The organism is Corynebacterium sp. ACRQP (assembly GCF_022345915.1).
Lineage (GTDB): Bacteria > Actinomycetota > Actinomycetes > Mycobacteriales > Mycobacteriaceae > Corynebacterium > Corynebacterium lehmanniae.
In genome coordinates, this window is sequence record NZ_JAKRMZ010000001.1 from 12,895 (window position 1) to 38,422 (window position 25,528).

Annotated in this window: 25 protein-coding genes; 11 read left to right on the forward strand and 14 right to left on the reverse strand. The window is 66.0% G+C overall.

Features of this window, described 5'->3' with window-relative positions:
* Nucleotides 1-59: 59 nt before the first annotated feature.
* The 3 genes from ilvC to MHY23_RS00070 form a co-directional block, all read right to left on the reverse strand.
* Nucleotides 60-1,076 (reverse strand): ketol-acid reductoisomerase, encoded by a 1,017-nt coding sequence (ilvC, locus tag MHY23_RS00060; RefSeq protein WP_239305902.1) that lies wholly within the window; start codon nt 1,074-1,076, stop codon nt 60-62.
* A gap of 73 nt (nt 1,077-1,149) precedes the next feature.
* Complete coding sequence (ilvN, locus tag MHY23_RS00065; RefSeq protein ID WP_181888292.1) at nt 1,150-1,668, reverse strand: acetolactate synthase small subunit; 519 nt, start codon at nt 1,666-1,668, stop codon at nt 1,150-1,152.
* 2 nt (nt 1,669-1,670) lie between these two features.
* Nucleotides 1,671-3,533, reverse strand: coding sequence for an acetolactate synthase large subunit (locus MHY23_RS00070; RefSeq protein ID WP_370645774.1), 1,863 nt, complete (start codon nt 3,531-3,533; stop codon nt 1,671-1,673).
* A 244-nt stretch (nt 3,534-3,777) separates the two neighbouring features.
* On the opposite strand from MHY23_RS00070, the gene MHY23_RS00075 reads away from it, so the two are divergent.
* Both MHY23_RS00075 and ilvD read left to right on the forward strand, forming a co-directional pair.
* On the forward strand, nt 3,778-4,326 hold the full coding sequence (locus MHY23_RS00075; RefSeq protein ID WP_239305903.1) for a PH domain-containing protein: 549 nt from the start codon (nt 3,778-3,780) through the stop codon (nt 4,324-4,326).
* A 5-nt stretch (nt 4,327-4,331) separates the two neighbouring features.
* Nucleotides 4,332-6,170 carry a dihydroxy-acid dehydratase gene (gene ilvD, locus MHY23_RS00080; protein WP_239305904.1) on the forward strand — a complete coding sequence of 613 codons (1,839 nt, stop codon included), beginning with the start codon at nt 4,332-4,334 and terminating at the stop codon, nt 6,168-6,170.
* Here the strand turns inward: ilvD and MHY23_RS00085 are convergent, their stop codons facing one another.
* Nucleotides 6,171-7,034, reverse strand: coding sequence for a DoxX family protein (locus MHY23_RS00085; protein WP_239305905.1), 864 nt, complete (start codon nt 7,032-7,034; stop codon nt 6,171-6,173).
* A gap of 178 nt (nt 7,035-7,212) precedes the next feature.
* Here MHY23_RS00085 and MHY23_RS00090 point away from each other — a divergent pair, with 178 nt between their 5' ends.
* Nucleotides 7,213-8,616, forward strand: coding sequence for a hypothetical protein (locus tag MHY23_RS00090; protein ID WP_239305906.1), 1,404 nt, complete (start codon nt 7,213-7,215; stop codon nt 8,614-8,616).
* A 205-nt stretch (nt 8,617-8,821) separates the two neighbouring features.
* Here the strand turns inward: MHY23_RS00090 and gatB are convergent, their stop codons facing one another.
* On the reverse strand, nt 8,822-10,324 hold the full coding sequence (gatB, locus tag MHY23_RS00095) for an Asp-tRNA(Asn)/Glu-tRNA(Gln) amidotransferase subunit GatB (protein ID WP_239305907.1): 1,503 nt from the start codon (nt 10,322-10,324) through the stop codon (nt 8,822-8,824).
* 36 nt (nt 10,325-10,360) lie between these two features.
* A complete protein-coding gene (locus MHY23_RS00100; protein ID WP_239305908.1) occupies nt 10,361-11,308 on the reverse strand; it encodes a GNAT family N-acetyltransferase in 948 nt (315 codons plus the stop codon).
* A gap of 75 nt (nt 11,309-11,383) precedes the next feature.
* Between MHY23_RS00100 and MHY23_RS00105 the strand changes: the two genes are divergently transcribed.
* Both MHY23_RS00105 and MHY23_RS00110 read left to right on the forward strand, forming a co-directional pair.
* Nucleotides 11,384-11,905 carry a hypothetical protein gene (locus MHY23_RS00105; protein ID WP_181888284.1) on the forward strand — a complete coding sequence of 174 codons (522 nt, stop codon included), beginning with the start codon at nt 11,384-11,386 and terminating at the stop codon, nt 11,903-11,905.
* Entirely contained in the window at nt 11,905-12,708 is an 804-nt protein-coding gene (locus tag MHY23_RS00110; RefSeq protein ID WP_239305909.1) for a PrsW family glutamic-type intramembrane protease, read from the forward strand. The genes MHY23_RS00105 and MHY23_RS00110 overlap by 1 nt, the downstream gene beginning before the upstream one ends.
* Here MHY23_RS00110 and MHY23_RS00115 read toward each other — a convergent pair.
* The 6 genes from MHY23_RS00115 to MHY23_RS00140 form a co-directional block, all read right to left on the reverse strand.
* Nucleotides 12,666-13,190: a mismatch-specific DNA-glycosylase gene (locus MHY23_RS00115; protein WP_239305910.1), complete on the reverse strand. Its 525-nt coding sequence runs from the start codon at nt 13,188-13,190 to the stop codon at nt 12,666-12,668. The genes MHY23_RS00110 and MHY23_RS00115 overlap by 43 nt on opposite strands.
* Before the next feature lie 125 nt (nt 13,191-13,315).
* A complete protein-coding gene (locus MHY23_RS00120) occupies nt 13,316-14,347 on the reverse strand; it encodes an ATP-dependent 6-phosphofructokinase (protein ID WP_239305911.1) in 1,032 nt (343 codons plus the stop codon).
* Between the two features lie 10 nt (nt 14,348-14,357).
* Entirely contained in the window at nt 14,358-15,668 is a 1,311-nt protein-coding gene (locus MHY23_RS00125) for an MFS transporter (RefSeq protein WP_370645775.1), read from the reverse strand.
* A complete protein-coding gene (gatA, locus tag MHY23_RS00130; protein ID WP_239305913.1) occupies nt 15,643-17,124 on the reverse strand; it encodes an Asp-tRNA(Asn)/Glu-tRNA(Gln) amidotransferase subunit GatA in 1,482 nt (493 codons plus the stop codon). The genes MHY23_RS00125 and gatA overlap by 26 nt, the downstream gene beginning before the upstream one ends.
* Nucleotides 17,125-17,130: 6 nt before the next feature.
* Complete coding sequence (gene gatC / locus MHY23_RS00135; protein WP_070474874.1) at nt 17,131-17,430, reverse strand: Asp-tRNA(Asn)/Glu-tRNA(Gln) amidotransferase subunit GatC; 300 nt, start codon at nt 17,428-17,430, stop codon at nt 17,131-17,133.
* Between the two features lie 67 nt (nt 17,431-17,497).
* On the reverse strand, nt 17,498-18,637 hold the full coding sequence (locus MHY23_RS00140; protein ID WP_239305914.1) for a cytochrome P450: 1,140 nt from the start codon (nt 18,635-18,637) through the stop codon (nt 17,498-17,500).
* 82 nt (nt 18,638-18,719) lie between these two features.
* Between MHY23_RS00140 and MHY23_RS00145 the strand changes: the two genes are divergently transcribed.
* From MHY23_RS00145 to MHY23_RS00160, 4 genes are read left to right on the forward strand one after another with little or no spacing between them, the layout of a single operon-like run.
* A complete protein-coding gene (locus tag MHY23_RS00145; RefSeq protein WP_070844132.1) occupies nt 18,720-19,385 on the forward strand; it encodes an amino acid-binding ACT domain protein in 666 nt (221 codons plus the stop codon).
* A 51-nt stretch (nt 19,386-19,436) separates the two neighbouring features.
* On the forward strand, nt 19,437-19,901 hold the full coding sequence (locus tag MHY23_RS00150) for a helix-turn-helix transcriptional regulator (protein WP_070844130.1): 465 nt from the start codon (nt 19,437-19,439) through the stop codon (nt 19,899-19,901).
* Entirely contained in the window at nt 19,901-20,914 is a 1,014-nt protein-coding gene (locus MHY23_RS00155) for a serine hydrolase (protein ID WP_070474870.1), read from the forward strand. Before MHY23_RS00150 ends, MHY23_RS00155 begins: the two co-directional genes overlap by 1 nt.
* Entirely contained in the window at nt 20,911-21,189 is a 279-nt protein-coding gene (locus tag MHY23_RS00160) for a hypothetical protein (protein WP_070474869.1), read from the forward strand. Before MHY23_RS00155 ends, MHY23_RS00160 begins: the two co-directional genes overlap by 4 nt.
* Here the strand turns inward: MHY23_RS00160 and ligA are convergent.
* On the reverse strand, nt 21,134-23,161 hold the full coding sequence (ligA, locus tag MHY23_RS00165; protein WP_239305915.1) for an NAD-dependent DNA ligase LigA: 2,028 nt from the start codon (nt 23,159-23,161) through the stop codon (nt 21,134-21,136). The genes MHY23_RS00160 and ligA overlap by 56 nt on opposite strands.
* Nucleotides 23,162-23,191: 30 nt before the next feature.
* On the reverse strand, nt 23,192-23,932 hold the full coding sequence (locus MHY23_RS00170) for a cyclase family protein (RefSeq protein ID WP_239305916.1): 741 nt from the start codon (nt 23,930-23,932) through the stop codon (nt 23,192-23,194).
* Nucleotides 23,933-24,186: 254 nt separating this feature from the next.
* Between MHY23_RS00170 and MHY23_RS00175 the strand changes: the two genes are divergently transcribed.
* Entirely contained in the window at nt 24,187-24,810 is a 624-nt protein-coding gene (locus tag MHY23_RS00175) for a Fic family protein (protein WP_239305917.1), read from the forward strand.
* Between the two features lie 43 nt (nt 24,811-24,853).
* On the forward strand, nt 24,854-25,528 hold the full coding sequence (locus MHY23_RS00180) for a 3'-5' exonuclease (RefSeq protein ID WP_181888269.1): 675 nt from the start codon (nt 24,854-24,856) through the stop codon (nt 25,526-25,528).

A 25,528-nucleotide genomic window follows, 5' to 3' on the forward strand; every position in this document is an offset into this window, starting at 1 on the left:
GACCGCGCACGAAAAACGCGGCGGAGACCTAAGGCCTCCGCCGCGTTTGCGCTGCTGGTTTAGCGGGCGGTATCGGTGAGCGGGTTCTTCACCCAGCTCATCATGTCACGCAGCTCTTCACCTGTCTTCTCAATTGGGTGCTGGGACAGCTTGTCGCGCAGCCCCTCGAGCTCCTTGTTACCGCCTTCGACGTTGGCGACGAGGCGCTTGGTGAAGCTGCCGGACTGAATGTCCTTGAGCACCTCGCGCATGCGGTCCTTCGCACCTTCGTCGATGATGCGCGGGCCAGACAGGTAGCCGCCAAACTCCGCAGTGTCGGAGATGGAGTAGTTCATGTTGGCCAGGCCGCCTTCGTAGATCAGATCCACGATCAGCTTCATCTCGTGCAGGCACTCGAAGTAGGCCATCTCGGGCTCGTAGCCGGCCTCGGTGAGCACCTCGAAGCCCGACATAATCAGGCTCTCCAGGCCGCCGCAGAGCACGGCCTGCTCGCCGAACAGGTCGGTAACGGTCTCCGCTTCGAAGGTGGTCGGGATGACGCCCGCGCGGGCGCCGCCGATTGCCGCGGCGTATGACAGCGCGAGCTCCTTGCCGTTGCCCTGCGGGTCCTGCTCCACAGCGATCAGCGCCGGCACGCCCTTGCCGTCGACGAACGTGCGGCGGACCAGGTGGCCCGGGCCCTTCGGCGCGACCATGGCGACGGTGATGTTGTCCGCCGGCTTGATCAGTTCGAAGTGGATGTTCAGGCCGTGGCCGAAGAACAGCGCATCGCCAGCCTTGAGATTCGGCTCGATGTCTTCGGTGAAGATCTTGGCCTGGGAGGTGTCCGGGGCCAGCAGCATGATCACGTCGGCCCACTCGGCGGCCTCCGCGTTGGTCTTGACCTCGAAGCCGGCTTCGCGCGCCTTGTCGGCGGACTTGGAGCCTTCGCGCAGGCCGACGACCACCTCGACACCGGACTCGCGCAGGTTCTGCGCGTGCGCGTGGCCCTGGGAGCCGTAGCCGATGATGGCGACCTTCTTCGCCTGGATCAGGGACAGGTCTGCGTCGTTGTCGTAGAGCACGTCGATTGCCATGTGTACGTCACTTCCTTCATTCTGTGAGACGGTCATTTCACATTATGACACAACCGTCCCGGGTTTTTAAGATTTACTCGGACTTTGCCATCGTTTTTGCGCCGCGCGAGAGCGCCACCGAGCCGGAGCGCGCCAATTCGCGGATGCCGAAGGAGTCCATCACCTCAAGAAACGCTTTGAGCTTGGCGGAATTGCCCGTGGCCTCGATGATCACGGAGTCCACCGCCACGTCGATCACGCGGGCGCGGAATAGGTTGGCGGCGTCCACCACCTGCGGGCGGGTCAGGTTGTCCGCGTTGACCTTCACCAGGAGCAGCTGGCGGCCAACCGACGTGGCGTCGTCAAGCTCGAGCACCTTGTGCACCTGGATGAGCTTGTACAGCTGCTTGGTGATCTGCTCGACGGAGTGCGGCGTGGCGTCGACGACGACGGTGAGGCGGTTGATGCCCTCCTTCGCCGTCTTTGCGGAGACGAGGGAGACCAGGTTGTAGCCGCGGCGGGTAAACAGCGCGGTGACGCGGGTGATGATGCCGTCGACGTCGTCGACGAGCACCGACAGCGTGTGGCGGGTGATCGGTTCGGGCTGTGCCATGGTTAGTTTCCCTCCTGGTCGAGCGCTTCGATGGTGTCGTTGATGGTCTCCGGCGACTCCGCCGCAGACTCCTCCTCGCCGAAGAACGGGCGCATGCCGCGCGCGTACTCGATGTCGGAGTTGGAGGTGCCCGCCGCGATCATCGGCCACACCTGCGCGTCCTCGCCGACAACGAACTCGACCACCACCGGGCGGTCGTTGATCTCGTGGGCGCGCTGGATCGCCTCTTCCACCTCGTCGGCGGACGTGACGCGGAACGACACCGCGCCGAGCGCCTCGGACAACTTCACAAAGTCGGGGACGTAGACCTCGCCGCCGAGCTTGGTGTGCGAGTAGTGCCCGTCGTAGAACAGGGTCTGCCACTGGCGCACCATGCCCAGGTTGCCGTTGTTGATCAGGGCCACCTTGATCGGGAACCCCTCGAGGGCGGCGGTGGTGAGCTCCTGGTTGGTCATCTGGAAACAGCCGTCGCCGTCGATGGCCCAGACCTCTTTATCCGGCATCGCCGCTTTCGCGCCCAGCGCCGCCGGGATGGAAAAGCCCATCGTGCCGGCGCCGCCGGAATTGATCCAGTGGCGCGGCTTGTCGTAATCGATGAACTGGGCGGCCCACATCTGGTGCTGGCCCACGCCCGAGACGTAGATCGCGTCCGGGCCCGCGGTCTTCGACAGGGTCTCCAGGACGAACTGGGGTGCAAGGGTGCCGTCGGTGTGCTCCTCGTAGCCGCGCGGGAAGCGCTTCTTCAAGTCAGCCAGGCGGTCGATCCACGGCTCGATGCTGGGCGCTTTGACCTTACCTTTGTCGTCGAAGTAGTCGGTGAGCTCGGACAGCACCCGCTTGGCGTCGCCGACGATCGGCACGTCAACCGGGCGGATCTTGCCCACCTCTGCCGGGTCGATGTCGGCGTGGATGACCTTCGCGTGCGGCGCGAAGGTGTCGGTGTCGCCGGTGACGCGGTCGTCGAAACGCGCGCCGATTGCGATGAGCAGGTCGGACTCCTGGAACGCGCCCACGGCCGGGACGGTGCCGTGCATGCCGGGCATACCCAGGTAGAGCGGGTGGTCCTGCGGGAACGCGCCGAGTGCCATCAGGGTGGTCACCACCGGGATGCCCGTAGCCTCCACGAACTTGGCCAGCTGCTTGTGCGCGTTCGCCTTGACCACGCCGCCGCCGATGTAGAGCACCGGGCGCTTCGCCTTCGAGATCATCTTCGCGGCCTGCGCGATCTGGCGGTTGTGTGGCTTCGTGTTCGGCTTGTAGCCCGGCAGGTCCACCTTCGGCGGCCACGCGAACTCGATCTCCGCGTTCTGCACGTCCTTCGGGATGTCCACCAGCACCGGGCCGGGGCGGCCGGTCGAGGCGATGTGGAACGCCGCGGCGATTGCGCTGGGGATCTCCTCCGCCTTGGACACCATGAGGTTGTGCTTGGTAATCGGCATGGTCACGCCGCGGATGTCCGCCTCTTGGAACGCGTCGGTGCCCAACAGCGGCGAACCGACCTGGCCGGTGATGGCCACCATCGGCACCGAATCCAGGTAAGCGTCCGCGATCGGGGTGACCAGGTTGGTCGCGCCCGGGCCGGAGGTGGCGATGCACACGCCCACGTTGCCGGAGGCCACCGCGTAGCCTTCCGCGGCGTGTCCTGCACCTTGCTCGTGGCGCACGAGCACGTGGCGCAGTTTCTCGGCGCGGAACAGCGCGTCGTACAGCGGGAGCACTGCACCACCGGGCAGACCGAACACGATCTCGGTGCCCAGTTCCTCGAGGCTGCGCACGACGGCGTCCGCACCCGTCATGCGTTCGGGCTTTCGTTTCTCTGAAGCTGCCACGTGAAGGCTCCTTGTTAGCTCGACTCTGCTTGTCATCGCGATCTCATACAACAAAAGCCCCCGGCGAGCGTCTGCTCTCGAGGGCGCTTGGTGTGTGTCAGCGGCGTGTAAAACGCACCCGCTACGGCAAGCGCCGTCGGGAGAGAATAATTACAAGTCGCTCGTTGATCACGATTCAAAACTGTAGTGGCACAGGCAACTCCGCGGGAGTTTTTATTCAAGTATTTAAATTGCGGGCTATTGCCTATCGACGTACCAAAGGTGACTACCATCCCGAACTATGACTGACACGCCGGAGCACACCCAGCACGTTTTCAAGCCGACGCGCGAGCACATCCTCGCCATCGTGCTCGCCACCGGCATCGCCCTGATGGGCATCCTCTGGGCGCCGAAGTACCTGGCCTGGCTACTGATCTTCCCCGCCATCTGGCTGGCGTGGGTGCTGGCCTCCTCCACCACCGTGGACGAGCGCGGCATCACCGCCAAGTACCTCGTGCGCAAGAACACCACCCTGCCGTGGCGCGACCTGAAAGGCCTCGCCTTCAAGGGCTCCGCCGTCAACGCGGTAACTGTCGACGGCGCGGAGCACCCGCTGCCCGGCGTGACCTTCAATTCCCTGCCCGACCTGGCCGAGGCCTCCAACGGCCGCATCACCGACGTGATCACCGCAGCCCAGGAGGCTGCCGACGGCAAGTACGAAATCATCGACAAGGGCGGCCACAAGGTTCTGCTCTCCCGCGAAGAGTACGACGCCTACGTTGCCGAGCACCCGGATCTGCCAGGCCCGCGCCCGTCCGCGCCTAAGACTTCCCCAGATAATAAGGAGTAAATTCCGTGATCCCACTTCGCTCACGCGTCACCACCATCGGCCGCCAGGCCGCAGGCGCCCGCGCGCTGTGGCGCGCCACCGGCACCGGCGAAAACGAGTTTGGCAAGCCGATCGTGGCCATCGTGAACTCCTACACCCAGTTCGTGCCAGGGCACGTGCACCTGAAAGAGGTAGGCGACATCGTCGCGGAAGCCGTGCGCGCCGCCGGCGGCGTGCCCAAGGAGTTCAACACCATCGCCGTCGACGACGGCATCGCCATGGGGCACTCCGGCATGCTGTACTCCCTGCCGTCGCGCGAGATCATCACCGACTCCGTGGAGTACATGGTCAACGCCCACACCGTGGACGCCATGGTCTGCATCTCCAACTGCGACAAGATCACACCGGGCATGCTCAACGCCGCGATGCGCCTGAACATCCCTGCCGTGTTCGTCTCCGGCGGCCCCATGGAGGCCGGCAAGGCGTTCTCCGTCGGCGGGGTGACCAAGCCGAAGTCCGACCTCATCGACGCGATCACGCTGTCCGCCAACGACGACGTGTCCGACGACGAGCTCGACGCCATCGCCAACAACGCCTGCCCCACCTGCGGTTCCTGCTCCGGCATGTTCACCGCCAACTCCATGAACTGCCTCACAGAGGCGCTCGGCCTGTCCCTGCCGGGCAACGGCACCACCCTGGCCACTCACACTGCGCGCCGCGAACTGTTTGAAAAGGCCGGCCGCACCGTCATGGAGCTGTGCGAGCGCTACTACGGCCAGGGGGACGAATCCGTCCTGCCGCGCAACGTGGCCAACGTCCACGCCTTCCGCAACGCTATGGCGCTGGACATGGCCATGGGCGGCTCCACCAACACCATCCTGCACATCCTCGCCGCAGCCCAAGAGGGCGAGATCGACTTCGACCTGCACGACATCGACGAGCTGTCCCACCAGATCCCGTGCCTGTCCAAGGTCGCGCCCAACGGCGAGGCCCACGTCGAGGACGTCCACCGCGCCGGCGGCATCCCGGCGATTCTAGGCGAGCTCAACCGCGCAGGTTTGCTGCATACGGATGTGCACTCGATCGCGTATCCGTCGTTAAGCGAATGGCTCTCCGACTGGGACATCCGCGGCGGGGCCGCCACCGAGGAGGCGCTCGAGCTGTACCACGCCGCCCCCGGCGGCGAGCGCACCACGAAGGCGTTCTCCCAGAGCGCGCGCTGGGCCGAGCTGGACACGGACGCGGCAAACGGCGTCATCCACGACGTCGAGCACCCCTTCACCTCCGACGGCGGCCTGGTGGTGCTGCGCGGCAACCTCGCGCCCGACGGCGCGATTTTGAAGACCGCCGGCGTGGAAGAAGGACTGTGGGAGTTCACCGGTCCTGCACGCGTGGTCGACTCGCAGGAGCAGGCCGTTTCCATGATCCTCAACCGCGAGGTGCTCGAGGGCGAGGTCGTGGTCATCCGCTACGAGGGCCCCGCGGGCGGGCCGGGCATGCAGGAGATGCTGCACCCGACCTCGTTCTTGAAGGGCGCCGGCCTGGGCAAGAAGTGCGCCCTGATCACGGACGGTCGCTTCTCCGGCGGCACCTCCGGGCTTTCCATCGGCCACATCTCCCCCGAGGCTGCGGCCGGCGGCCTGATCGGCCTGATCGAAGACGGCGACACAATCTCCATCTCCGTGTCCAACCGCGAGCTGAAGCTCGACGTGGACGAGGCGGAGCTGGAAAAGCGCCGCGAAGCGATGGAAGCCTCCGACAACCCCTGGACGCCGAACCGCGTCCGTGAGGTGTCGAAGGCTTTGCGTGCGTACGCGAAGATGGCCACCAGCGCCGACAAGGGCGCCGTGCGCCAGGTGGACTAACTAGGTGACCGGGTTGATGCCGGTGCCGAACCACCACATCAGCCCGGCTGCCGCGAGGCCGAGCAGCGCGCAGATCCAGCTGGAAACCAGCGGCCGCTTGGCCCAGCCGCGCGACGCGTCGACGCCGTAGCGGCCCGGGCCGGTGAACTGCACCACCAGGGACGCAGCCAGCAGCATGACCGGCACCCAGGTCTCCGGGGTCCAGGCGAAAACGTTGAAACCGTCCGGCTGTTCAGTAAACGCGTGCAGCGCCATGAAGCCGGTCACGGCGATGGCGACCAGCGCCGCAACCGGGGTGAGCAGACCCAGCACCAGGAACACGCCGGCGGCCAGCTCCAGGGTGGGCACGACAACGGCAAGGCCGGAGCCGTACGGGTAATCCGCGTAAGCGCTCTCTAGCCCGGAGATGCCCTCGTTGCCGCCGAGGCGGAAGAAGGTGCCCACAGAGTCGATGATCAAAAACGCGCCGAGGAACAGGCGCATCAAGAACAGGCCGAAGTCCGTGGTGCCGCGGCGGGTCGCGTCCTCCACCACGACCGGCTCTGCGGTCTCGGCGTAGACCGGGTCAGCCGCACCGGTAGTGTCGGCGGTGTACGCTGGCGTGGCATAGGCCGGATCGCGGTCCACGGCCACCGTCTCGTTGGCGCTTTCAAACGAGGTGGTCTCCGGCGCCTGTGGAATCAGCGGGCCGTTGTTCTGCTCGCCGCGCGGGAAAATCTCCGTCGGGGCGGCCTTGCCCGTGCGGGTGTACAGGCCGTCCGAGGCGCTCCTCGCGTCGCCGGTGTACTCCGGCACCTCGGAAGAATCCAGGTTCGTCAGGTCATTTTGCTCGTTGGGGGTGAGGTCACGTGGGTTGTTAGCCATGCCAACAAATGTATGCGAAAGCGCTGTCTGATCCTTGGTAACGCGCCGTTGAAACAGCAAATCCGAGCCTGTGCGCTGCGCTGTTGACAGTGGGAACCTGTGGTCGTCGGTTAGCAATGGCCTTGTAATGGTGTTACCCTCGGCTCCGCTCTTTTTCTAGATTTCTTTGAGGAAAATTATGGGTAAAACCTTTAAAATCGCCCTTGCGCTTGTGGGCCTCACGGTCGGCGCGGGCTTCGCATCCGGCCAGGAGGTGATCCAGTACTTCCTGTCATTCGGTTACTGGGGCATCCTCGGCGCCGCGGTGGCCGGCACCGCCATCGCTGTGTTCAGCGGCTGGGTCTACCAGCTCGGCTCCTACTACCTGGCAGACAACCACAGTGTGGTCTTCCGCAGCGTGTCCAGACCATGGCTGGCCAAGTACATGGACATCACCACCATGTTCACGTTGTTCTGCATCGGCTTTGTCATGGTCGCCGGCGCCGGCGCCAACTTGGAGCAGCAGTTCGGCTTCCCCACCTGGGTTGGCTCGGCCATCATGGTCGTGCTGCTTTTGCTCTCCGGGCTTCTCGACGTTGACCGTCTCACCAGCGTGATCTCCTTTATCACGCCGCTGCTGATCATCTGCCTGCTCGGCGCATTCGTGATCACGCTGATGAACATCCCGGACGACTTCGGCTACATCAACGAGATCGCCCAGACCAACCCGCACGCATCCGGCACCTTCGACAACTGGCTGATCACCGCGCTGAACTACGCCACGCTGGTGATGATCATGGACACCTCCATGATGCTCGTCTTCGCCGGCTCCCACATGAACCCGGCCAAGACCGGCAAGGGCGGCCTGCTCGGCGGCATCATGTTCGCGGTGCTGCTGATGATCCTGGTGTTCATCCTGTTCTGCAACATGGAAAACGTCATGGACGCCGACCTGCCGCTGCTGAAGGTCTTCGACACCATGCACCCGGCCGTGGGCGTGTTCGTGTCCATCGTGATCTACCTGATGATCTACAACACCGCCGTTGGCCTCTTCTACGCCCTCGGCCGCCGCCTGAGCAACGACAAGCCGGGCAAGTTCCGCGTCTACTACGGCATCGTCGTGCTGGTCGGCTTCGCGCTGTCCTTCATCGGCTTCGCCGACCTGGTCGGCTGGGTCTACCCGGTCCTGGGCTACCTGGGCCTCGTGCTGGGCATCGTCATGGGCGTTGCCTGGTTCCGCGACCGCAAGAACATCCAGGACGAGACGGGCCGCCGCGAGCGCCTCGCCGAGCTCGCCGGCAGCCAGCTGGACCCCGAGAGCTCGGATCTCACCGGCGCGGAGCGCAACGAGGTCGACGAACTGACCTCCGACTCCAACGTCGGCGGCAGCGAGCTGTGGCAGTCCGTACAGGAGGAAGTGGCGGCTGACATGCACGCCGACTCCTCCAGCGACTTCGACATCAAGACCGTCCCGGCCCTGGACCCCGAGTCCGACTCCTACGCCGGCGCTCCGGATTCCCAGGGCGAGAAGATCCACTGGGAGGCGTACGAGGAGATGTACAAGACGGGCGAGTTCCCCGCCGTCAAGCCTGAGGACAAGTAAGCACTTTTCGCTTTACGACGTCCCGCTTCGCCCCGGCCAACGCACTGTTGGCCGGGGTTTTGCGTTGCTGGAATCCACGGCAACAACGCCGAAACCCCGACCAACAACGCCGAAACCGGCTACCTACATCCGGCTACCAGGCGGAAAATCCACAGGTAGCCGGTTCTAGGTAGCCGGTTTCGTGGCGGGTTAGTGAAGTTAGACGCTACTCCGCGAGCTTCTTCGCGATGAGCTGGTTGACCTGCCCCGGATCGGCCTTGCCCTGGGTCGCCTTCATCACGGCGCCGACGATGGCGCCGGTGACCTTCTTGTTGCCGGCGCGGTACTTCTCCACGATGTCCGGGTTGGCAGCCAGCGCCTCGTCGACGGCCTTCTCAATGGCGCCGTCGTCGCGCACGACCTCGAGGCCGCGCGCGGCGACTACCTCGTCGACAGAACCCTCGCCGGCGATGACGCCGTCGATGGCCTGGCGGCCCAGCTTGGTGGTCAGCTTGCCTTCCTTGACCAGCTCGACCACGCGGGCGACGTCGGCCGGGGTGACGCCGAGCGCGTCGAGGTCTTTGCCGGCCTCGTTGGCCTTGCCGTTGATGTAGGAAACCCACCATGCGCGGGCCTCATCCGGCGTGGCACCGGCTTCGACGGTGTCCACGATCAGGTCGAGCGCACCGGCGTTGACCAGGTCGCGGAACTCCTTCTCCGGCAGCTGCCACTCCTCCTGGATGCGTGCGCGGCGCACCCACGGCAGCTCCGGCAGGGTCGCGCGAATCTCCTCGACCCACTCCGGCTTCGCGATCACCGGCGGCAGATCCGGGTCGTTGAAGTAGCGGTAGTCGGAAGCCTCTTCCTTCGGGCGGCCCTTGGAGGTGGTGCCGTCCTTCTCCTGGTAGTGGCGGGTCTCCTGCACCACTTCCCCGCCGTCTTGCAGCACGGCGGCCTGGCGCTGCATCTCGAAGCGCACGGCCTGCTCCACGGACTTCAGGGAGTTGATGTTCTTCGTCTCGGTGCGGGTGCCGAACTTTTCCTGGCCGACCGGGCGCAGGGACACGTTGGCGTCGCAACGCATGCTGCCCTGGTCCATGCGGGCGTCGGAGACGCCGAGGGCCTTGACCAGCTCGCGCAGCGCGCCCACGTAGGCCTTCGCCACCTCAGGTGCGCGCTCGCCGGCGCCGATGATCGGCTTAGTCACGATCTCGATCAGCGGGATGCCGGCGCGGTTGCAGTCCACAAGCGACGCGGTCGCGCCGGTGATGCGGCCGGAGGCAGAACCCAGGTGGGTGAGCTTGCCGGTGTCTTCCTCCATGTGCGCGCGCTCGATCTCCACGCGCCACTCGGTGCCGTCCTCGAGCACGACGTCCAGGTAGCCGTCGTAGGCGATTGGCTCGTCGTACTGGGAGATCTGGTAGTTCTTCGGCTGGTCCGGGTAGAAGTAGTTCTTGCGCGCAAACCGCGAGGACTCGGCGATCTTGCAGTTCAGCGCCAGGCCGATCTTGATGGCCCACTCCACGCCCTTGGCGTTGACCACCGGCAGCGCGCCCGGCAGCCCGAGCGAGACCGGGTCGATGTTGGTGTTCGGCTCCGCGCCGAAGTGGGCGGAGGAGGTGGAGAACATCTTCGTCTCGGTGGCGAGCTCGACGTGCACCTCAAGGCCCATCACGGGGTCGTACTTTTCCAGTACTTCGTCGTAATCCATCAGGTCGTACGCAGTCATGCGCATCAGTCTACTGCCCCGCCCCGCGCACCCGCGCTACAGCTCGCCGCGCCGCCGCACCCACACAAATGCGGCTGTCTTCTCGCGGCCTACAGCGAGCGCATTGCCTATCGACGGCCCATTGCCCACGTGCACCGTCCCCCACAATGTGTCGCCGGTTTGGGCCGGTAGGACGTCGCAAAGCAACTGCATCGCCGCCGGTGCGAGGCCGCGTCCGCGAGCATTGTCGTCGAGGAGGAATTCGTAGACCTGGAATCCGCGCATGCCGTTTGCGTCGTCGCGGGCTGCGGCGATGATGCCCGCGCGCTGCCCGTCCACCTCGATTTCGCGCAGCGCGCCCGTGTCCGCGCAGCGTTGCAGTTGCTCCAGAGTTGCGGCCTCCGTCCAGGTGCGCACCTCGGGCAACTGCTTTGCGACGTTGCCGAGCACCTCGTCGGCATATCCTGCCGTCTCCGCGGAGTCCGCCGGGGTAAGGCGCACGCGTTCGTGTTGCGGGCGACGCGGTTTCCGCCGCAGCCCGGAGACGAGCCCGGCGATGATCCACTGGTCGATGTCCGCGTCCTCCGGCGGGTTCGGCAGCTCGAAGCGGATGGCCAGCGGGCCGAAGTCCGCGAACTCGCGGTGCAGATGCTCGGCGTACGCGTCTAGGAGAGCGAGCTGCGGCGGCACCGACGTGGCGACGACGTGCACGAACGGCTTTTCCGGGTCCAGCCCCAAAAAGCGGATCCCGGCGACGCACCAGTGCCCGTCCGCAAACTCCACGCGCCGGTTCGCCCACGCCAGAGGGTCGGACATGTCCGGCCCGCCGAGGGGTTTCAGATGGTCGCGGAAGCCAGCGCCGAAGTCCACGTCGGCAGTGTGCTCGGCCTGCGGGCGCATCTCCTTCACCGCGAGCTCACGCCGCTGGTCTGCGGTGTACCACTCGCGTAGCTGTTGAGGCATCCACGCCTCGTAGGCGTTAGTCATCTGGTCAAGCAGACTCATGCGATCACCCTAGCCACTCCCCGCACATATAGGACCCCGATGCGAACGAGAGAGGGTTTCCCTATGCTGGCTCAAGTGAATTTCCCCGATTTTTCTGACAAAAACACCCGCACCGGCACCATAGGGATCGTCGCCGTCGGAGCGCTCATCTTGGCGGCACCATTCGTGGCCCAGGCAGCGGCGGAGGGAGGCGAGCCCGCCACCACGGAGGTGTCCGCTGGTGGCGTCACACTGCGCGACGCGGACGGCGCTCCTCTACAGTGCACCCAGACTGCTGCCGCCGACAGTGCGGGTGACGGCACCGGCACGTGGGTGTGGGACTGTGACGGCACGAAAATCCAGCTGCGCACCGACTACACCATGACCGACGAGGCCGAGCGCGCCAACGCGGTCACGCGCATGTACTGGCTGGCAGCAGACGGCGAGCGAATCGACACGGACGAGCTCGATCAGCCAGCGCCCGGGGTGTACGCGGTGCACCGCAACGACATTTCCGTCGCCGCCGTCGAACGCGGTGACCTCACGGTGTACGTGGCAACGGCTCTCGCCGCCGGCCAAGAGATCGTCGAGCGTCTAGTCGAAGAGGAGGCCCGGTAGTGCAGAAGAACCGTATTTTCCAAGGCATCGCTGGCCTGGTCATCCTCGCGGGCGTGGCGCGCTACGTCTACGCGCTCACCCAGGTGCCGTGGACGCCCGCGTTCGGCGCTGCAGCGGCGGCATTCGTCCTCATTTCTGTCGCGGTGGCGTGGCTCCTTTTGCACCGCCACCCAGGACGGCCTGAGAATCCGTGGTGGCTGCCAGTCGGCATGATTGCCGCGGCGGGCTTGTGCGGCGTAGTGCCCTTCGTCAACTCCGCGTACCTCGCCGCGGCGCAGGAGCTGCCCGACGCTGTTACGTACCTGTTTTCCTCGATTCCGGAGGAGACTGCCAAACTACTGGCTGCGTTCCTTGTCATCGCCGCTTTCGCGCCGGTGCGCCGGCCCGTCGAGGCAGCCGTGGTCGGCATGGCCATCGGCGCGGGATACACCGTCGCCGAGACCGTGAACAATTCCGCGATCGCGGCGGCGCTAGATCTGCAGTCCGAGTACTACGACGGTGTCGCGTCAATGCTCGTAATGGTTGTCACGGGCCCGTTCTCGCACGCCGTGTACACCGGTCTGGCGGCGTGGGGCCTCGGCCAATTCCTGTGCCGCACCGATCAGCCTCTCGGCTGGCGCGTGTCGCGGCTCATCGGTTGGTTCCTCCTCGCCGCCGCGATCCACGGGGCGTTCAACGCCTCCAAAGAGCTTCCCGGTGTCGCGAGTCTCTTCGGCTCGATCGCGATCACGATCTTGCTGTGGGGGCTGTTGATCTGGCTCTACCGCCGCTCCCGAGCCGTCGCCTCCCACACCTCGCGGTAGCTCTCCGCGAGCGTGACCACCGTCTCGTGCGCATTGAGCCCGCTGGGGTTGCCCACCACCCACACCGGCACGCCGGCGAGGGTCTCGGGCTGGAGGCCGCGGGTGGCCTTTGGTCGTCGATAGGCATCGCGGTACGCCCCGATGCCTGCGAACATGACGGCAGTGGGCTGATGCTTCTCGACGACACTCCGCACGACCTCGCCTCCCTCAACCAACTCCGCCTTGGTCAGGTCGGACGCCTTCGGCGTCATGCGGTTCACCAGATTGGTGAACCCGATGCCGAGCTCGGCGAGCATGGCCGCGTCCTTGTCGGACAGCCCCTCGTTGGCGTGGACGCGGTAGGGCGTGATGCCCGCGGCCTCGAGCGCCGGCCAGAAGCGGTTACCCGGGAACGCGAACGGCGCGTCCACCTCCTCGGTGAGGCGGCCGGGGTTGATGCCGACGACGAGCAGACGGCAGGGGTCCGGGATACGGTCGTGCATGTCTTCCGACCCTACTGGGCTGGCCTCCCAGGTCGCCGGCTTTGTAAAAGTCGGCAGAACACGGCCCCTAGATGCAAGTCCCCCAAGGTCGCCGGCGGCACCCTCGCCGACTTTTACAAACCTGCCTACGTGAACATGGCCTTCGCGGTGGTGTAGCGGTGCTCCGGCACGGTCTTGAGCTGCGCGACGGCGTCCTCGAGCGCCACGAGTTCGATGTCCTCGCCGTGCAGCGCCACGCAGGTGCCGTACTTGCCCTCGTGGGCGGCGCGGGCGGCGTGGACGCCGTAGCGGGTGGCCAGCACGCGGTCGTAGGCGGTTGGCGTGCCGCCTCGCTGGGTGTGGCCGAGCACGGTGGTGCGCACGTCGTAGCCCAAGCGCTTCTTCACCTCGTCGCCGATGATCTGGCCCATGCCGTTGAAGGTCTTGTGGCCGAACTCGTCTTCCTCGCCCAGCCCGGCATCCATGGTGCCTTCCTTAGGCGTCGCGCCCTCGGCGACGACGATGATGCCGTACTTCTCCCCCATCTGGAAGCGGCGCTCCATGGCCTTGCAGATCTCGGCGATGTCGAACGGCTCCTCCGGGATCACGGTGTAGTGGGCGCCGCCGGCCATGCCGGCGTGGAGGGCGATCCAGCCGACGTGGCGGCCCATCACCTCAACGATGAGGATGCGGTTGTGGGACTCGGCCGTGGTGTGCAACCGGTCGATGGCGTCGGTGGCGACGGACACGGCGGTGTCGAAGCCGAAGGTGTAGTCGGTCGCGGCGACGTCGTTGTCGATGGTCTTGGGCACGCCGACGACGGGGATGCCGTTGTCGGAAAGCCATTTGGCGCCCTTGAGCGTGCCCTCGCCGCCGATGGCGATCAGGGCGTCCACCCCGGCGTCGTCGAGGTTGGCCTTGATGGTGTCCAGCCCGGCCTTGAATTTGTCCGGGTGGAGGCGGCCGGTCCCCAGCACGGTGCCGCCGCGCAGGAGGAGGGAGTCCATGTATGCGTCGTCGTAAAGATCGACGCGGCGGTCCTCCATCAGCCCCACCCAGCCGTCGCGGTAGCCCACGACGGTGGAGCCATACTCCGTGTTGGCGGTGCGGACGATGCCGCGGATGACGGCGTTCAGGCCGGGGCAGTCGCCGCCAGAGGTCAAAGTGGCAAGTCGCATACTTGCCAGGCTACCCCCGAAGACGTAGCGACGACACCGCCCCGATCAGCATCGCGGCGCACGGCAGCGCGAGCGCCCACCCGGCCGTGGATTCGATGGCGCCGGAGGCGAGCACCACGCCCACCAGAGCCACGCCGAGCACCGAGCCGACCTGGCGGGCGGTGTTGTACAAACCGGAGGCCGCGCCAGTTTCGTGCTCGGGGATGCCGCGCATGGTCACCGCAGCGTTGGGAGCCCACACGAACGCGCCGCCGATGCCCAGAAGCGAGGTCACGGCGGTAAACCACCACACGCCCATCCCGGTGTGGATCAGCGCGATGGCGAGCGCAAGCCCGGCCGCGGAGACGGCAAAGCCCGCGGCGCAGAGCTTGCCCGGGTCGCGCCGGTCCGTCAGGTACCCGGCAACCGGGGTGAGCACGAGCGCGAACACGGACATCGGCGCGGTGATCGCGCCGGATGCTGTCGGCGAGGCGCCGGCAACCGTTTGCAGCCAGTACATCAGCGGGATAAACATCGACGCCACGGTAAAGCCCATGGCAGCCACGCCCAGGGCGCCGAGCGCGAACGAGCGGTTGAGCATGAGCTCCACGGGCAGGAACCCGTCGTCGGTGCCGTTGCGGGCGGAGAGCACCAGCACGCCGATCAGCAGCGCACCGAAGAGGATCGAGGGCCACTGGCCGAACTGGATGCCATAGACCAAAAGCCCCAGCCCGCCGAAGGACAGCAGCACCGGCAGCAGGGTCACCCGCTCGCCACTGCGCGGCAGCCGCGGCAGCGCAACCAGCCCGGCGACAAGCGCGACCGCGCCGAGCGCGGCTTGGGCGAAGAACGCCGCGCGCCAGCCGAAGCTGTCTGCCACTGCCCCGCCGACCACCGGGCCGATCAGCGACGCCACCGAGCCGATCACGCCCCAGGCGGCGAACGCGCGGCCTTGCTTATCTTCCGCGAACACCCGCGGGATCAGCCCAAACGCCTGCGGCAAGAACACCGCGGCGCCCGCACCCTGCAGGCCGCGGGCCACCACGAGTGAGCCGAAGGACCAGGACGCGCCCGCGAACACCAGCGCGGCCACGTAGATGGCCAAGCCGATGAGGAAGACGCGGCGTTGCCCGAAGGCGTCGCCAAGCTTGCCCGTCGCCGGCATCGGGGCCACTGTGCACAGCAGGTAAATGCTGGTCAGCCACACGGCGGAGCCGACGTCGAAAGGCAACAGCGGCGTGATCACGGGCATGAAGCCCTGATCGATCAGGACAAGAAAATACCCCGCAGCCAGGGCTGCGAGGGTATTCCAGGGATTAACGGCCGGCTTCAAAAGCGGCACCCACGCGGTACAAGCGCGCGTCCTCGAAGGCCGGGGCGATCAGCTGCAGGCCCACCGGCAGGTTGGTGTCGGACGCCTCGCCCGCCGGCACCGACATGCCGGGCAGGCCGGCCAGGTTCAGCGGCAGCGTGAACAGGTCGAAGTTGTACATCGCCAGCGGGTCGTCCACCTTGTCGCCCAGCTTGAACGCGGTGGTGGGAGCGGCCGGGGCGGCGATGACGTCGCAACGCTCGAATGCCTTGGCAAAATCCTGCGCCACCAGGGTGCGCACGCGCTGCGCCTGCAGGTAGTAGGCGTCGTAGTAGCCCACGGACAGCGCGTAGGTGCCCAGGATGATGCGGCGCTTGACCTCGGCGCCGAAGCCCTCGCCGCGGGTGGCGGCCATAACTTCCTCGGCGGAGCGGGTGCCGTCGTCGCCGGCGCGCTGGCCGTAACGCATGCCGTCGAAGCGCGCGAGGTTGGAGCTGACCTCGGAGGTCTGGATCAAGTAGTACGCGCCCATCACGTCTTCAAAGCTCGGGCAGTCCACCTCGACGATCTCCGCGCCCTGCGCCTCAAGCTGCGCATACGCCTTGTCGATGGCTTCCTTCACACCGTCCTGCGTGCCGGGGCGCTCGAACTGCTTCACGCGGCCGATCTTCACACCCTTGAGGTCGCCCTTCGCGCCCTCTCGCGCGGCGTCGGCGAGCGCCGGCACTTCGCGGTCCACAGAGGTGGCGTCGAACTCGTCGTGGCCGCCGATGATCTCGTGCAACAGCGCGGTATCCAGCACGTTGTTCGCGCACGGGCCCACCTGGTCGAGCGACGACGCACACGCGATCACGCCGTAGCGCGACACGCCGCCGTAGGTTGGCTTCACACCCACGGTGCCGGTCAGCGACGCCGGCTGGCGGATCGAGCCGCCAGTGTCGGTACCGATGCCCAGCGGGGCCTCGCCGGACGCGAGCGCCGCAGCGGTTCCGCCGCCGGAGCCGCCAGGGACGCGCTCCAGGTCGTGCGGGTTCTTCGTCTGCTTGTACGCGGAGTTCTCCGTGGACGAGCCCATGGCGAACTCGTCCAGGTTGGTCTTGCCCAGAATGGGGATGCCGGCAGCGCGCAGCTTGGCTACCACGGTGGCGTCGTACGGGCTCATGTAGCCCTCGAGCATCTTGGACGCGGCGGTGGTCGGCGCGTCGGTGGTCACCAGCAGGTCCTTGAGTGCCAGCGGCACGCCCGCGAGCGCGGAGGCCGGCTCATCGCCGTTTTTGACCTGCTCGTCCACCTTGTCCGCCGCCGCAAGCGCCTCCTCGGCGCCGACGTGCAGGAAGGCGCCGAGCTCGCCGTCGACCTCAGCGATGCGGTCCAAAAACGCCTGCGTGACCTCGCGGGAGGAGACCTCGCCGGACTGGATCATTGCTGCGAGCTCGTGCGCTGGTTTTGCGACGAGACCTTCGGCCGGAATCGTGTACTGCGTCATTTCCTTCTAGTCTCCCTCTCCGAGAATCTGCGGAACCACGAAGCGATCGTCTTCCACGGCCGGGGCCTGGTCCAGCGCCTCGGCCTGCGTCAGCGTCTTCTTCTCCACGTCCTCGCGCATACCTGCGTCGATGGAGTGCGGGTGGCTCATCGGCGTGACACCCTCCGTGTCGACGCTTTGCACCTTCGAGACCGCGTCCACGATCGTGTCCAGCTGCTGGGCAATGTCGTCCAGCTCCTCGTCCTTCAGCGCGATTCGCGCCAGGCGTGCGATGCGCGACACCTCGTCGCGTGAAATCTCAGCCACAGTCCAATCCCTTCCACATCGCGTGGGTTGCGTATGACGCGCCTTATCTTACGTCAACGCAATTCGCTCACCCGCGAGCGGTGAGGCGCACCGGCAGCGAAGCCCAGCCGCCCACCGGGTGCACCTCCCGCTCGCCTTGTCCGGCGCTGGAGACCTGCGCTACTGCGAGGAGTTCTTCGGTGAACGCTTGCAGCTCAACGATCGACAACGTCTTGCCAGGGCACGCGTGCGGCCCTGCGCCCCAGACCAGGTTCTCGTCGGCGTTCGTCTCCGGTTCGAAGCCGTCCGGGTCTGCAAACGTTTCCGGGTCGCGGTTTGCCGCTGTCCAGTGGATGCGCACCCTTTGGCCTTCAGGCAGATCGTGCCCGTCGAGCGACACCGGACACGTGGTCACTCGCCGGTTGCTCACAAACGGCGAGTCGGCGCGCAGGATTTCGTCGGCGATCGCAGTGAACTCCTTTTGCGAAACGCCGCCTGCGAGGCGGTCCTGGAGCTCGGGGCGTTCGATCAGTGCTTCAAGCACAACCCCGATGCAGTAGGCCATCGAGCTCAAATCTCCCGCAGTCCAGTTGCGTAGCACGGAGACCACTTCCTCGAATTCCAGACGCCGACCGAGACTGTCGTCGTGGACGAGACGCGAGGTGACCGAATCGTCGGGGCTGTTCTGGAGGGGCTGCACGACGGAGCGAATGATGTCGTCGAAACGCTCGGCGACCGCCGCTGTGCGCTCGAGTTCGCCGGACCGCGTTGCCGCGTTGTTGTCGGCCACCCACGCAATGAGGGTGTCGTCGAGCTCGCTTGGCCATCCGAGCCAGGCGGTCATCGCGCGGACCGCATACTGGGCGCCCAAGTCGCCGACGGCGTCGACCTTGCCGTTCGACAGCGCTCCTTCTGCCAACTGGCGCGCGATCTTGTGGAACATCGGAGCGAGCTGATCGACCTCCTCCGCCGCGAGGTAACGATCGATCAACGCACGCATCTCGGTGTGCTTCTCGCCGTCAAGGCCGTTGGGCAACTGCAAAAATCGCGACACACCCGACGAGAACTGTTCCGGGTTCTCCGCCACTTCGCGGGCGAGAGCGTTGCCCGTGACGACGACCTCCTTGCCGTCGCGAGCCAACTTCGCGCCGTCGCGAAGTAACGCGTCCCCGACCGCGCGGGGTTCGGCGCCGGCGAGTGTGGTCTGCGGGATTTCGGTGCGGCTCATCGTGCTCCTCCTTAGTTAGAAGACTGCTGCGGTTTCGACCGTACACCCGCTGCCGGTGTGCCGAATTGCTATAAATAAGGCCATGTCGTACCTCATCCGCGTTTCCCTTCCGGACGTCCCCGGCAGCCTTGGTCAGCTCGCCGAGGCGTTCGGCATGGTCGACGCCGACATCAACTCCGTGGACATTGTGGAGACCTCCACCGACGGCGCTGTGACCGACGACATCGTGGTCACCCTGCCCACCGGTGTGATGGCGGACACCCTGATCACCGCCGTCTCTTCTGTCGACGGCGCGGAGGTGGATTCCATCCGCCCGTTCACCGGACGCGTGGACCGCCGCGGGCAGATCCAGATGCTCGCCCAAATCGCGGCGCAGTCCGGCAGCGTCGAGGACCGCCTCAGCGAGCTGGTCGACGTCATGCCGAGTGCTGTGACCTCTTCTTGGGCCGTGGTGCTGCATTCCTCCGACGACGGGCTCACACGTGCCGCCGCCTCCCCCGCCGCGCCGGAGGACGACGGATCTACCCCGCAGATGCCGCCCGTCGAGGCCGCGCGCATCCTCCAGCCCGACTTCGACGACTGGGCACCGGAGTCCTGGTTCCAGCTCGGCACATCGCTCACCATCACTCCCCTGCACGGCACCGACATGGTGCTGGTGGTCGGCCGCGTGGGCGGGCCGGATTTCCTGGCGTCCGAGGTCCGCGAGATCGGCGACCTCGGCTGCATCACAGGCGCGATGCTGCGCTAGCCAAAGCCTCAACCGTTGCACGTTTTCTAGATTTCTGTAATTCTAGAAAGCATGCAACCGATTGAAGCACGCCTCTCTGACCTCGAAGCGCGCGTCGCCGCGCTCGAACAGGCCCCATCGCCCGAGTCCACCTCACGCCCCAGTTCCAGCAACGAGGCGGACCAAGGCACAGTCACCTTCAAAGGCGACGTGGAGCTTCCGACCGGCACCTACTCCTACGAATGGATCCGCCCAACGGCGTGGATCACGGACCAACCGTGGGACAACGCGATGGACCGCATCGCCGCTCTCGCGCACCCCGTCCGCGGCGCCATCCTGCGCCACCTTTTAGCTGCACCGGCGAGCGTGACGGAGCTGGTCGAATCTGAGCTGGTCTCCTCCACCGGCACCGCGTACCACCACCTGAAGGAACTGCAGGCCGCCGGCTGGGTGCGCAAGCAGGGCGGGATGTTTGAGATTCCCCCGGCCCGCGTCATCCCGCTCATGACGATCGTAATCGCCGGGGAGGACCACTGATGCGCGCTACCAACATTGCCACCGGAGGAATCTCCGCTGTCCTCGCCGCCGCGTTGATGCTCTCCACCGGCCCCCGCGACATTTCCGTGGCCTCTGAACACACCGGCGATACTGAAATCTCCTCCGCACTCGAACACCTCGCGGAAAACGGCCACCACAACCTCGCCGCCTTCACCTACGACGACGGCGAGGTCTGCTTCGGCGGCCTCGGCGCCGACGAGCACAGCGAGTTCGAAATCGGCTCGATCACCAAGACATTCAATGCGGAGCTGGTCCGCCAGTTCATCGAGGCCGGTGAGCTCCGCCTGGACACTCAGGTGCAGGAGCTTATCGACGTCCCCTCCGCCCCCGTTGCCGATGTCACCATCGAGGAGCTGCTCAACCACACCTCCGGGCTCGCCACCACCGAAAGCCTCAGCCTCGCGGACATGTTCGCGGCCAACATCCGCGATGGCGGTAACCCCTACCGGCGCGACACACCGCAAGACATTCTCGACGCCGCCGGTTCCGCCGAGCTGAACAACCGCGGCGAGGAGCAGTACTCGAACTACGGCCACGCGCTGCTCGGCCAACTGCTTGCCAAGCATGCCGGCGTGCCCTACGACGAGTTGCTGCGCACCCGCATCTTCGAGCCCGCCGGCATGACGTCGACCTACGTGGCGCTACCGGGCACCGTCGACGAAGCACCCACAGGCCTGGCCGCCAACGGGCACCCCGCCGGCCCGTGGGACATGGACGGCTGGGCCCCGGCCGGCGCGATCCGCTCCACTGCTGCCGACATGGCGAAATACGTGGAATGGGTGTCCTCGCACGGTGTGCCCGACTATGGCTGGGCAAGCCTCGACGAAGACGGACAGGAGATCACGTTCCACAACGGCGGCACCGGCGGCTTCCGCACCATGTTGGTCTGGGACCCCGAGCGCACCGACCACAGCCGCGCCGCGTTTGTCGCGGGCGACACCGAAGCCTGGGTGGACGCGCTCGGCATCGACCTTATGAAGGAGACCCGATGATCGCACTCGTCATGATCCTGCTGCTCCTTGCGTCCGCGACGTTCAGCGCCGTGCGGAACGCCAAGGGCCCCACTTACGCCCTCGTCAACGCTGTGATCTCCGCAGCGGTGGTGTGGTTGCTCTCATTCGGCGTGAACTGGAACGGCCAGTTCCCCATCTGGCTGTGGTGGGCCCTCGCCGTCTGGGCGGCTGCACTGATCGGCCTGAGCGCCGCGCGCCTTACGCAAGCGCGTCGGGGCCGCCCTCGAGCAGCTGCACAAACTGCGCCTCGGTGAGGATCGGCCGGCCCAGCTCCTCCGCCTTCGCGGCCTTCGATCCGGCGTTTTCGCCCACGACCACGTAGTCGGTCTTCTTCGACACCGAGCCGGCCGCCTTGCCGCCGCGCGACAGGATGGCTTCCTTGATTTCATCACGGGTGAAGCCCTCCAGCGTGCCGGTGGCGACGATGGTCAGCCCCTCCAGCGTCTGCGGGGCGCGGTCCTCCTCCGCGGACTCCATCGTCACGCCTGCCGCGGCCCAGCTGTCCACGATGTTTTGGTGCCAGTCCACGGTGAACCACTCTTTGAAGCTCTCGGCGATCACGTCGCCCACGCCGTCGGTGTCGGCGAGGTCGGCCACGGGGGCGTCGATAAGCGATTGCACCGAGTGGAAGCGCGACGCGAGCGCGCGGGCCGCGGTGGGGCCGACGTGGCGGATGGATAGCGCGACGATGACGCGCCACAGGTCGGCGTGCCGCGCGGTTTCCAGGTTGGCCAGGAGCTTCTTGCCGGAGGCGTTGACCTCGCCGTCCTTGCGGGTGTACACGCTGGACTTTTTCAGGTCGTCCTCGGTGAGGTCGAATAGTTTCGCCTCGTCCTCCAGCACGCCGGAGGCGATAAGGTCGACCGCGCCCTTCTCCCCCAGCGCCTCGATGTCGAACGCGCCGCGCGAGGCGATGTACTCCAAACGCGTCGCCAGCTGCGCCGGGCACGAGCGGGTGTTCGGGCAGCGCCAGTCCGCGTCGCCCTCCTTCGCGGGCGCGAGCTTCGTGCCGCAGGCGGGGCAGTTTTCGGGGTAGACGAACTCGCGCTCGGTGCCGTCGCGAAGATCCGCCACAGGCCCGAGCACCTCCGGGATGATCTCGCCGGCCTTGCGCACCACCACCGTGTCGCCGATCATCACACCCTTGCGCTTGACCTCGTGCTGGTTGTGCAGCGTGGCCATGGACACCGTCGAGCCGGAGACGAACACCGGCTCCAACACCGCGAACGGGGTGGCGCGGCCGGTGCGGCCGACGGAAACCTCGATGTCGAGCAGCTTCGTGGTCACCTCCTGCGGCGGGTACTTGTACGCGATCGCCCAACGCGGCGCGCGGGAGGTCGCACCGAGTTGACGCTGCTCGGCAACCGAGTCGACCTTGACCACCAGGCCGTCCATCTCGTGGATGGCGTCGTTGCGGTGCTCGCCCCAGTAGTTGACGGCCTCGATGACCTCGTCGGCGGTCTCCGCCCGGCGCGTGTACTCGCTGACCGGCAGGCCCCACTCGGCGAGCTTTTCGTAGGCCTCGTGTTGGCTTTCCGGGGCGAAGCCCTCGCGCGCGCCGATGCCGTGGCAGATCATGCGGAGCTTTCGCTTCTTCACGTCCTCCGGGTTCTTCTGCCTCAGCCCACCAGCCGCGGTGTTGCGCGGGTTGGCAAACGGCTTGCCGCCTTCCTTTTGGCGTAGCTCGTTGAGCTCCGGGAAGTCCTCGGGGCGGATGAACACCTCGCCGCGGACCTCGAGGAACGCCGGGGCGTCGCCAGTGAGCTTCTGCGGGATGTCCTCGATCACTCGCGCGTTGGCGGTGATGTCCTCGCCGGTGGTGCCGTCGCCGCGGGTGGCCGCACGCGTCAGCTCGCCGTTTTCGTAGACCAAGTCGATGGACAGCCCGTCGATCTTCAGCTCCGTTAAGTACGGGCCGGGTGCCTTGGCAAGCCATTCGCGCATCTCGTCTTCGTTGAAGACGTTGTCCAGGCTCATCATGCGCTCCGGGTGGGTCACGTCCGCGAACGCGGTGTCGGTGGCGGGGGCGCCGACCTCCTTCGTGGGCGAGTCCGGCACGGCGAGTTCCGGGTGGTCCTCCTCCAGCTTCTGAAGGCGGCGGAACAGCTCGTCGAACTCGCCGTCGGTGATCACCGGCTGGCCGTTGTAGTACAAGTCCCGGTGCTTGCGCACCTTCGCGGCCAGCTCGTCCCATTCACGGTGCAGATCAGCGGAAATTTCACTCACGGCAAGCCAGTGTAGAGATAGTGCGGATCTCTAGTTGTTGAAGAGGGCGAACACGCGTGAGGTGATACTCGGCGCGCCCTGGATCTTCGGAGGACCAACAACGATAACCGCACCGGTGGCAGGGACCTGGTCCAGATTTGCCATGACCTCTACCTGATAGATGTTCTGCTCGAGTACGTAGAGCTCGCCGTACAAAAAGCCGGTTTCGGCAGCAACCACGCCAGGATCTGTGTCGAGCGTCTCGTGGCCGATAGCCGCAACGTTGCGCTCCTCCACTAGGAACTTGAGCGCGTCCAGGGTCCACCCCGGGGTGTGCTGCACGCCGTTGTCGTCGTGGTTCACAAACGCGTCCGGGTCCTCCCAACGCTTGTGCCAATTGCTCGAGAACGCAACGAAGCTACCGGCTGGGATTTCACCGTGCTCGGCTTCGAAGGTCTCGATGTCTTCGACGGTCACTCCGTGGTCGGGGTTCTGCGCGACCGAATCTTCCAGGTGCAGTACGAACAACGGGAGGATCAGTTCGTCGGCACCGATCGCATCGACGAGCCGCTTCCCTGTTGCAAAGTGGCCCGGCGCGTCGATGTGCGTGCCGTACGGGGTGGCCAGGGTGTACTCCTTGGCGAAGAATCGATGCTCTTCAATCGTGTTGACTGTCCGTTCAGTCATCGGGTTGAAAGCAGGGAAACGCGGGATACCGGCGTGGACGTCGTGTGAGAGATCCACGCGCTTTGCGCTAAGAATCTGCTTCTGCCATTCGTTGAGTTCTGTCATGGAATTGACTATCAGCGACCTGTCTGCTCCAGACAAGTTTCTATTCATCAGTGCTCTGGTGCACCTAGAATGCGTTATAGGAAAGGAGGACAGCTCATGACCGCAGCACGAACAACCACCACTTCGACCCCGACGGATTTTTCCCGTGAGGCTGCAGTGGCATCGATGAAGCTCGAAGGCCGAAATCTTCCGCCCGAGTACACACGATCTGAAACGACGGCAACCATTCTTTCTGACCTCCGAAGGGCACGCGGGTGGGATTAAACCCCGGGTATGGCGAAACACCGCTCGAAGGTGATCGCATCGATGCTCTGGAGCCGCTGGTGCTCGACCGGTACGGGCGAATTCCTAGCAAGGCTGAGCTCTACGACCTCGAAACAGAGTTGCTTTTCATCGCCCGGACCAGGCTGCTCGAAAGCGTCGACGCCGCCCGGCTTTCCCTCGACGACATCCTCACCACGTCGTTTCTCGTACACCTCCACGAACAGCTCTTCGGGGGCATCTGGACGTGGGCCGGGGCACTGCGTCGGACGGGTCTGAACATTGGGGTGGATCCGCACCTGATTTCGACGGAGTTGCACACCGCGTTTGGCAACCTCGGCTACCAGGCCAGCGAGAGGCTTCTCACCGCCCGCCAGCTGGGCGTTGCCGCCCACGCAGAGCTCGTCCGCATTCACCCGTTCTCGGACGGCAATGGTCGCGTCACCCGTCTCATGGCAGACCTCGTTTTCGCCGCCGCGCAGCGCCTCCCGCACGCGCAGGAGTACGACTGGGACCTGGATAAGTCCGAATACATCCGCCTGCTGCGCGCCTACGACCTCAACCGCGACCCAGTGCCTCTGTCGGAGTTCATCAGCGTGCGTACGCTCGGCGAATGACTTGCCCGCTGCCCGTGTCGGCGCGCTCATTACAATGTCGCTCATGGCCACTTTCGACGCCTCCCGCATGCTCTCCTTCGACCTGGAGACCACCTCCGCCAACCCGCGCGAGGCCCGTGTGGTCACCTCTGCGCTCGTGCGTATCGACGGCTCCGAGGTCGACGCCAACGAAACCCTCGCCGACCCTGGGGTGGAGATCCCGGAAGAGGCCGCGAAGGTGCACGGCATCACCACCGAGAAGGCCCGCGCGGAGGGACGCGACCACGACGAGGTGGTGCGCGAGACCGTGGAGGCGATCAAGCAGGGCTGGGAGGACGGACTGACCCTGGTGGTGTTCAACGCCCCCTACGACCTGACGGTGCTGCGCCAGCTCACCGGTGACTTCACGGTCACCGGACCGGTATTCGACCCCCTGCTCATCGACCGCGCCAAGGACCGCTACCGAAAAGGCCCGCGCAACCTGACGTCGATGTGCGAGCACTACGGCGTGCGGCTGGACAACGCGCACGAGGCCACCGCCGACGCGTTCGCCGCCGCGCGTGTGGCGTGGATGCAGGTGCGCAAGCTCTACCCGGATCTTGCCCAGATGGACACCGGCGAGCTCATGGAATATCAGGCGGTGCAGTACTTCACGCTGCAGGAGGATCGGAAGCGCTACTTCGAGTCCCAGGGCCGCGACGCTTCGAACGTGCTGCCCGGCTGGCCCATGCTCGGCTAG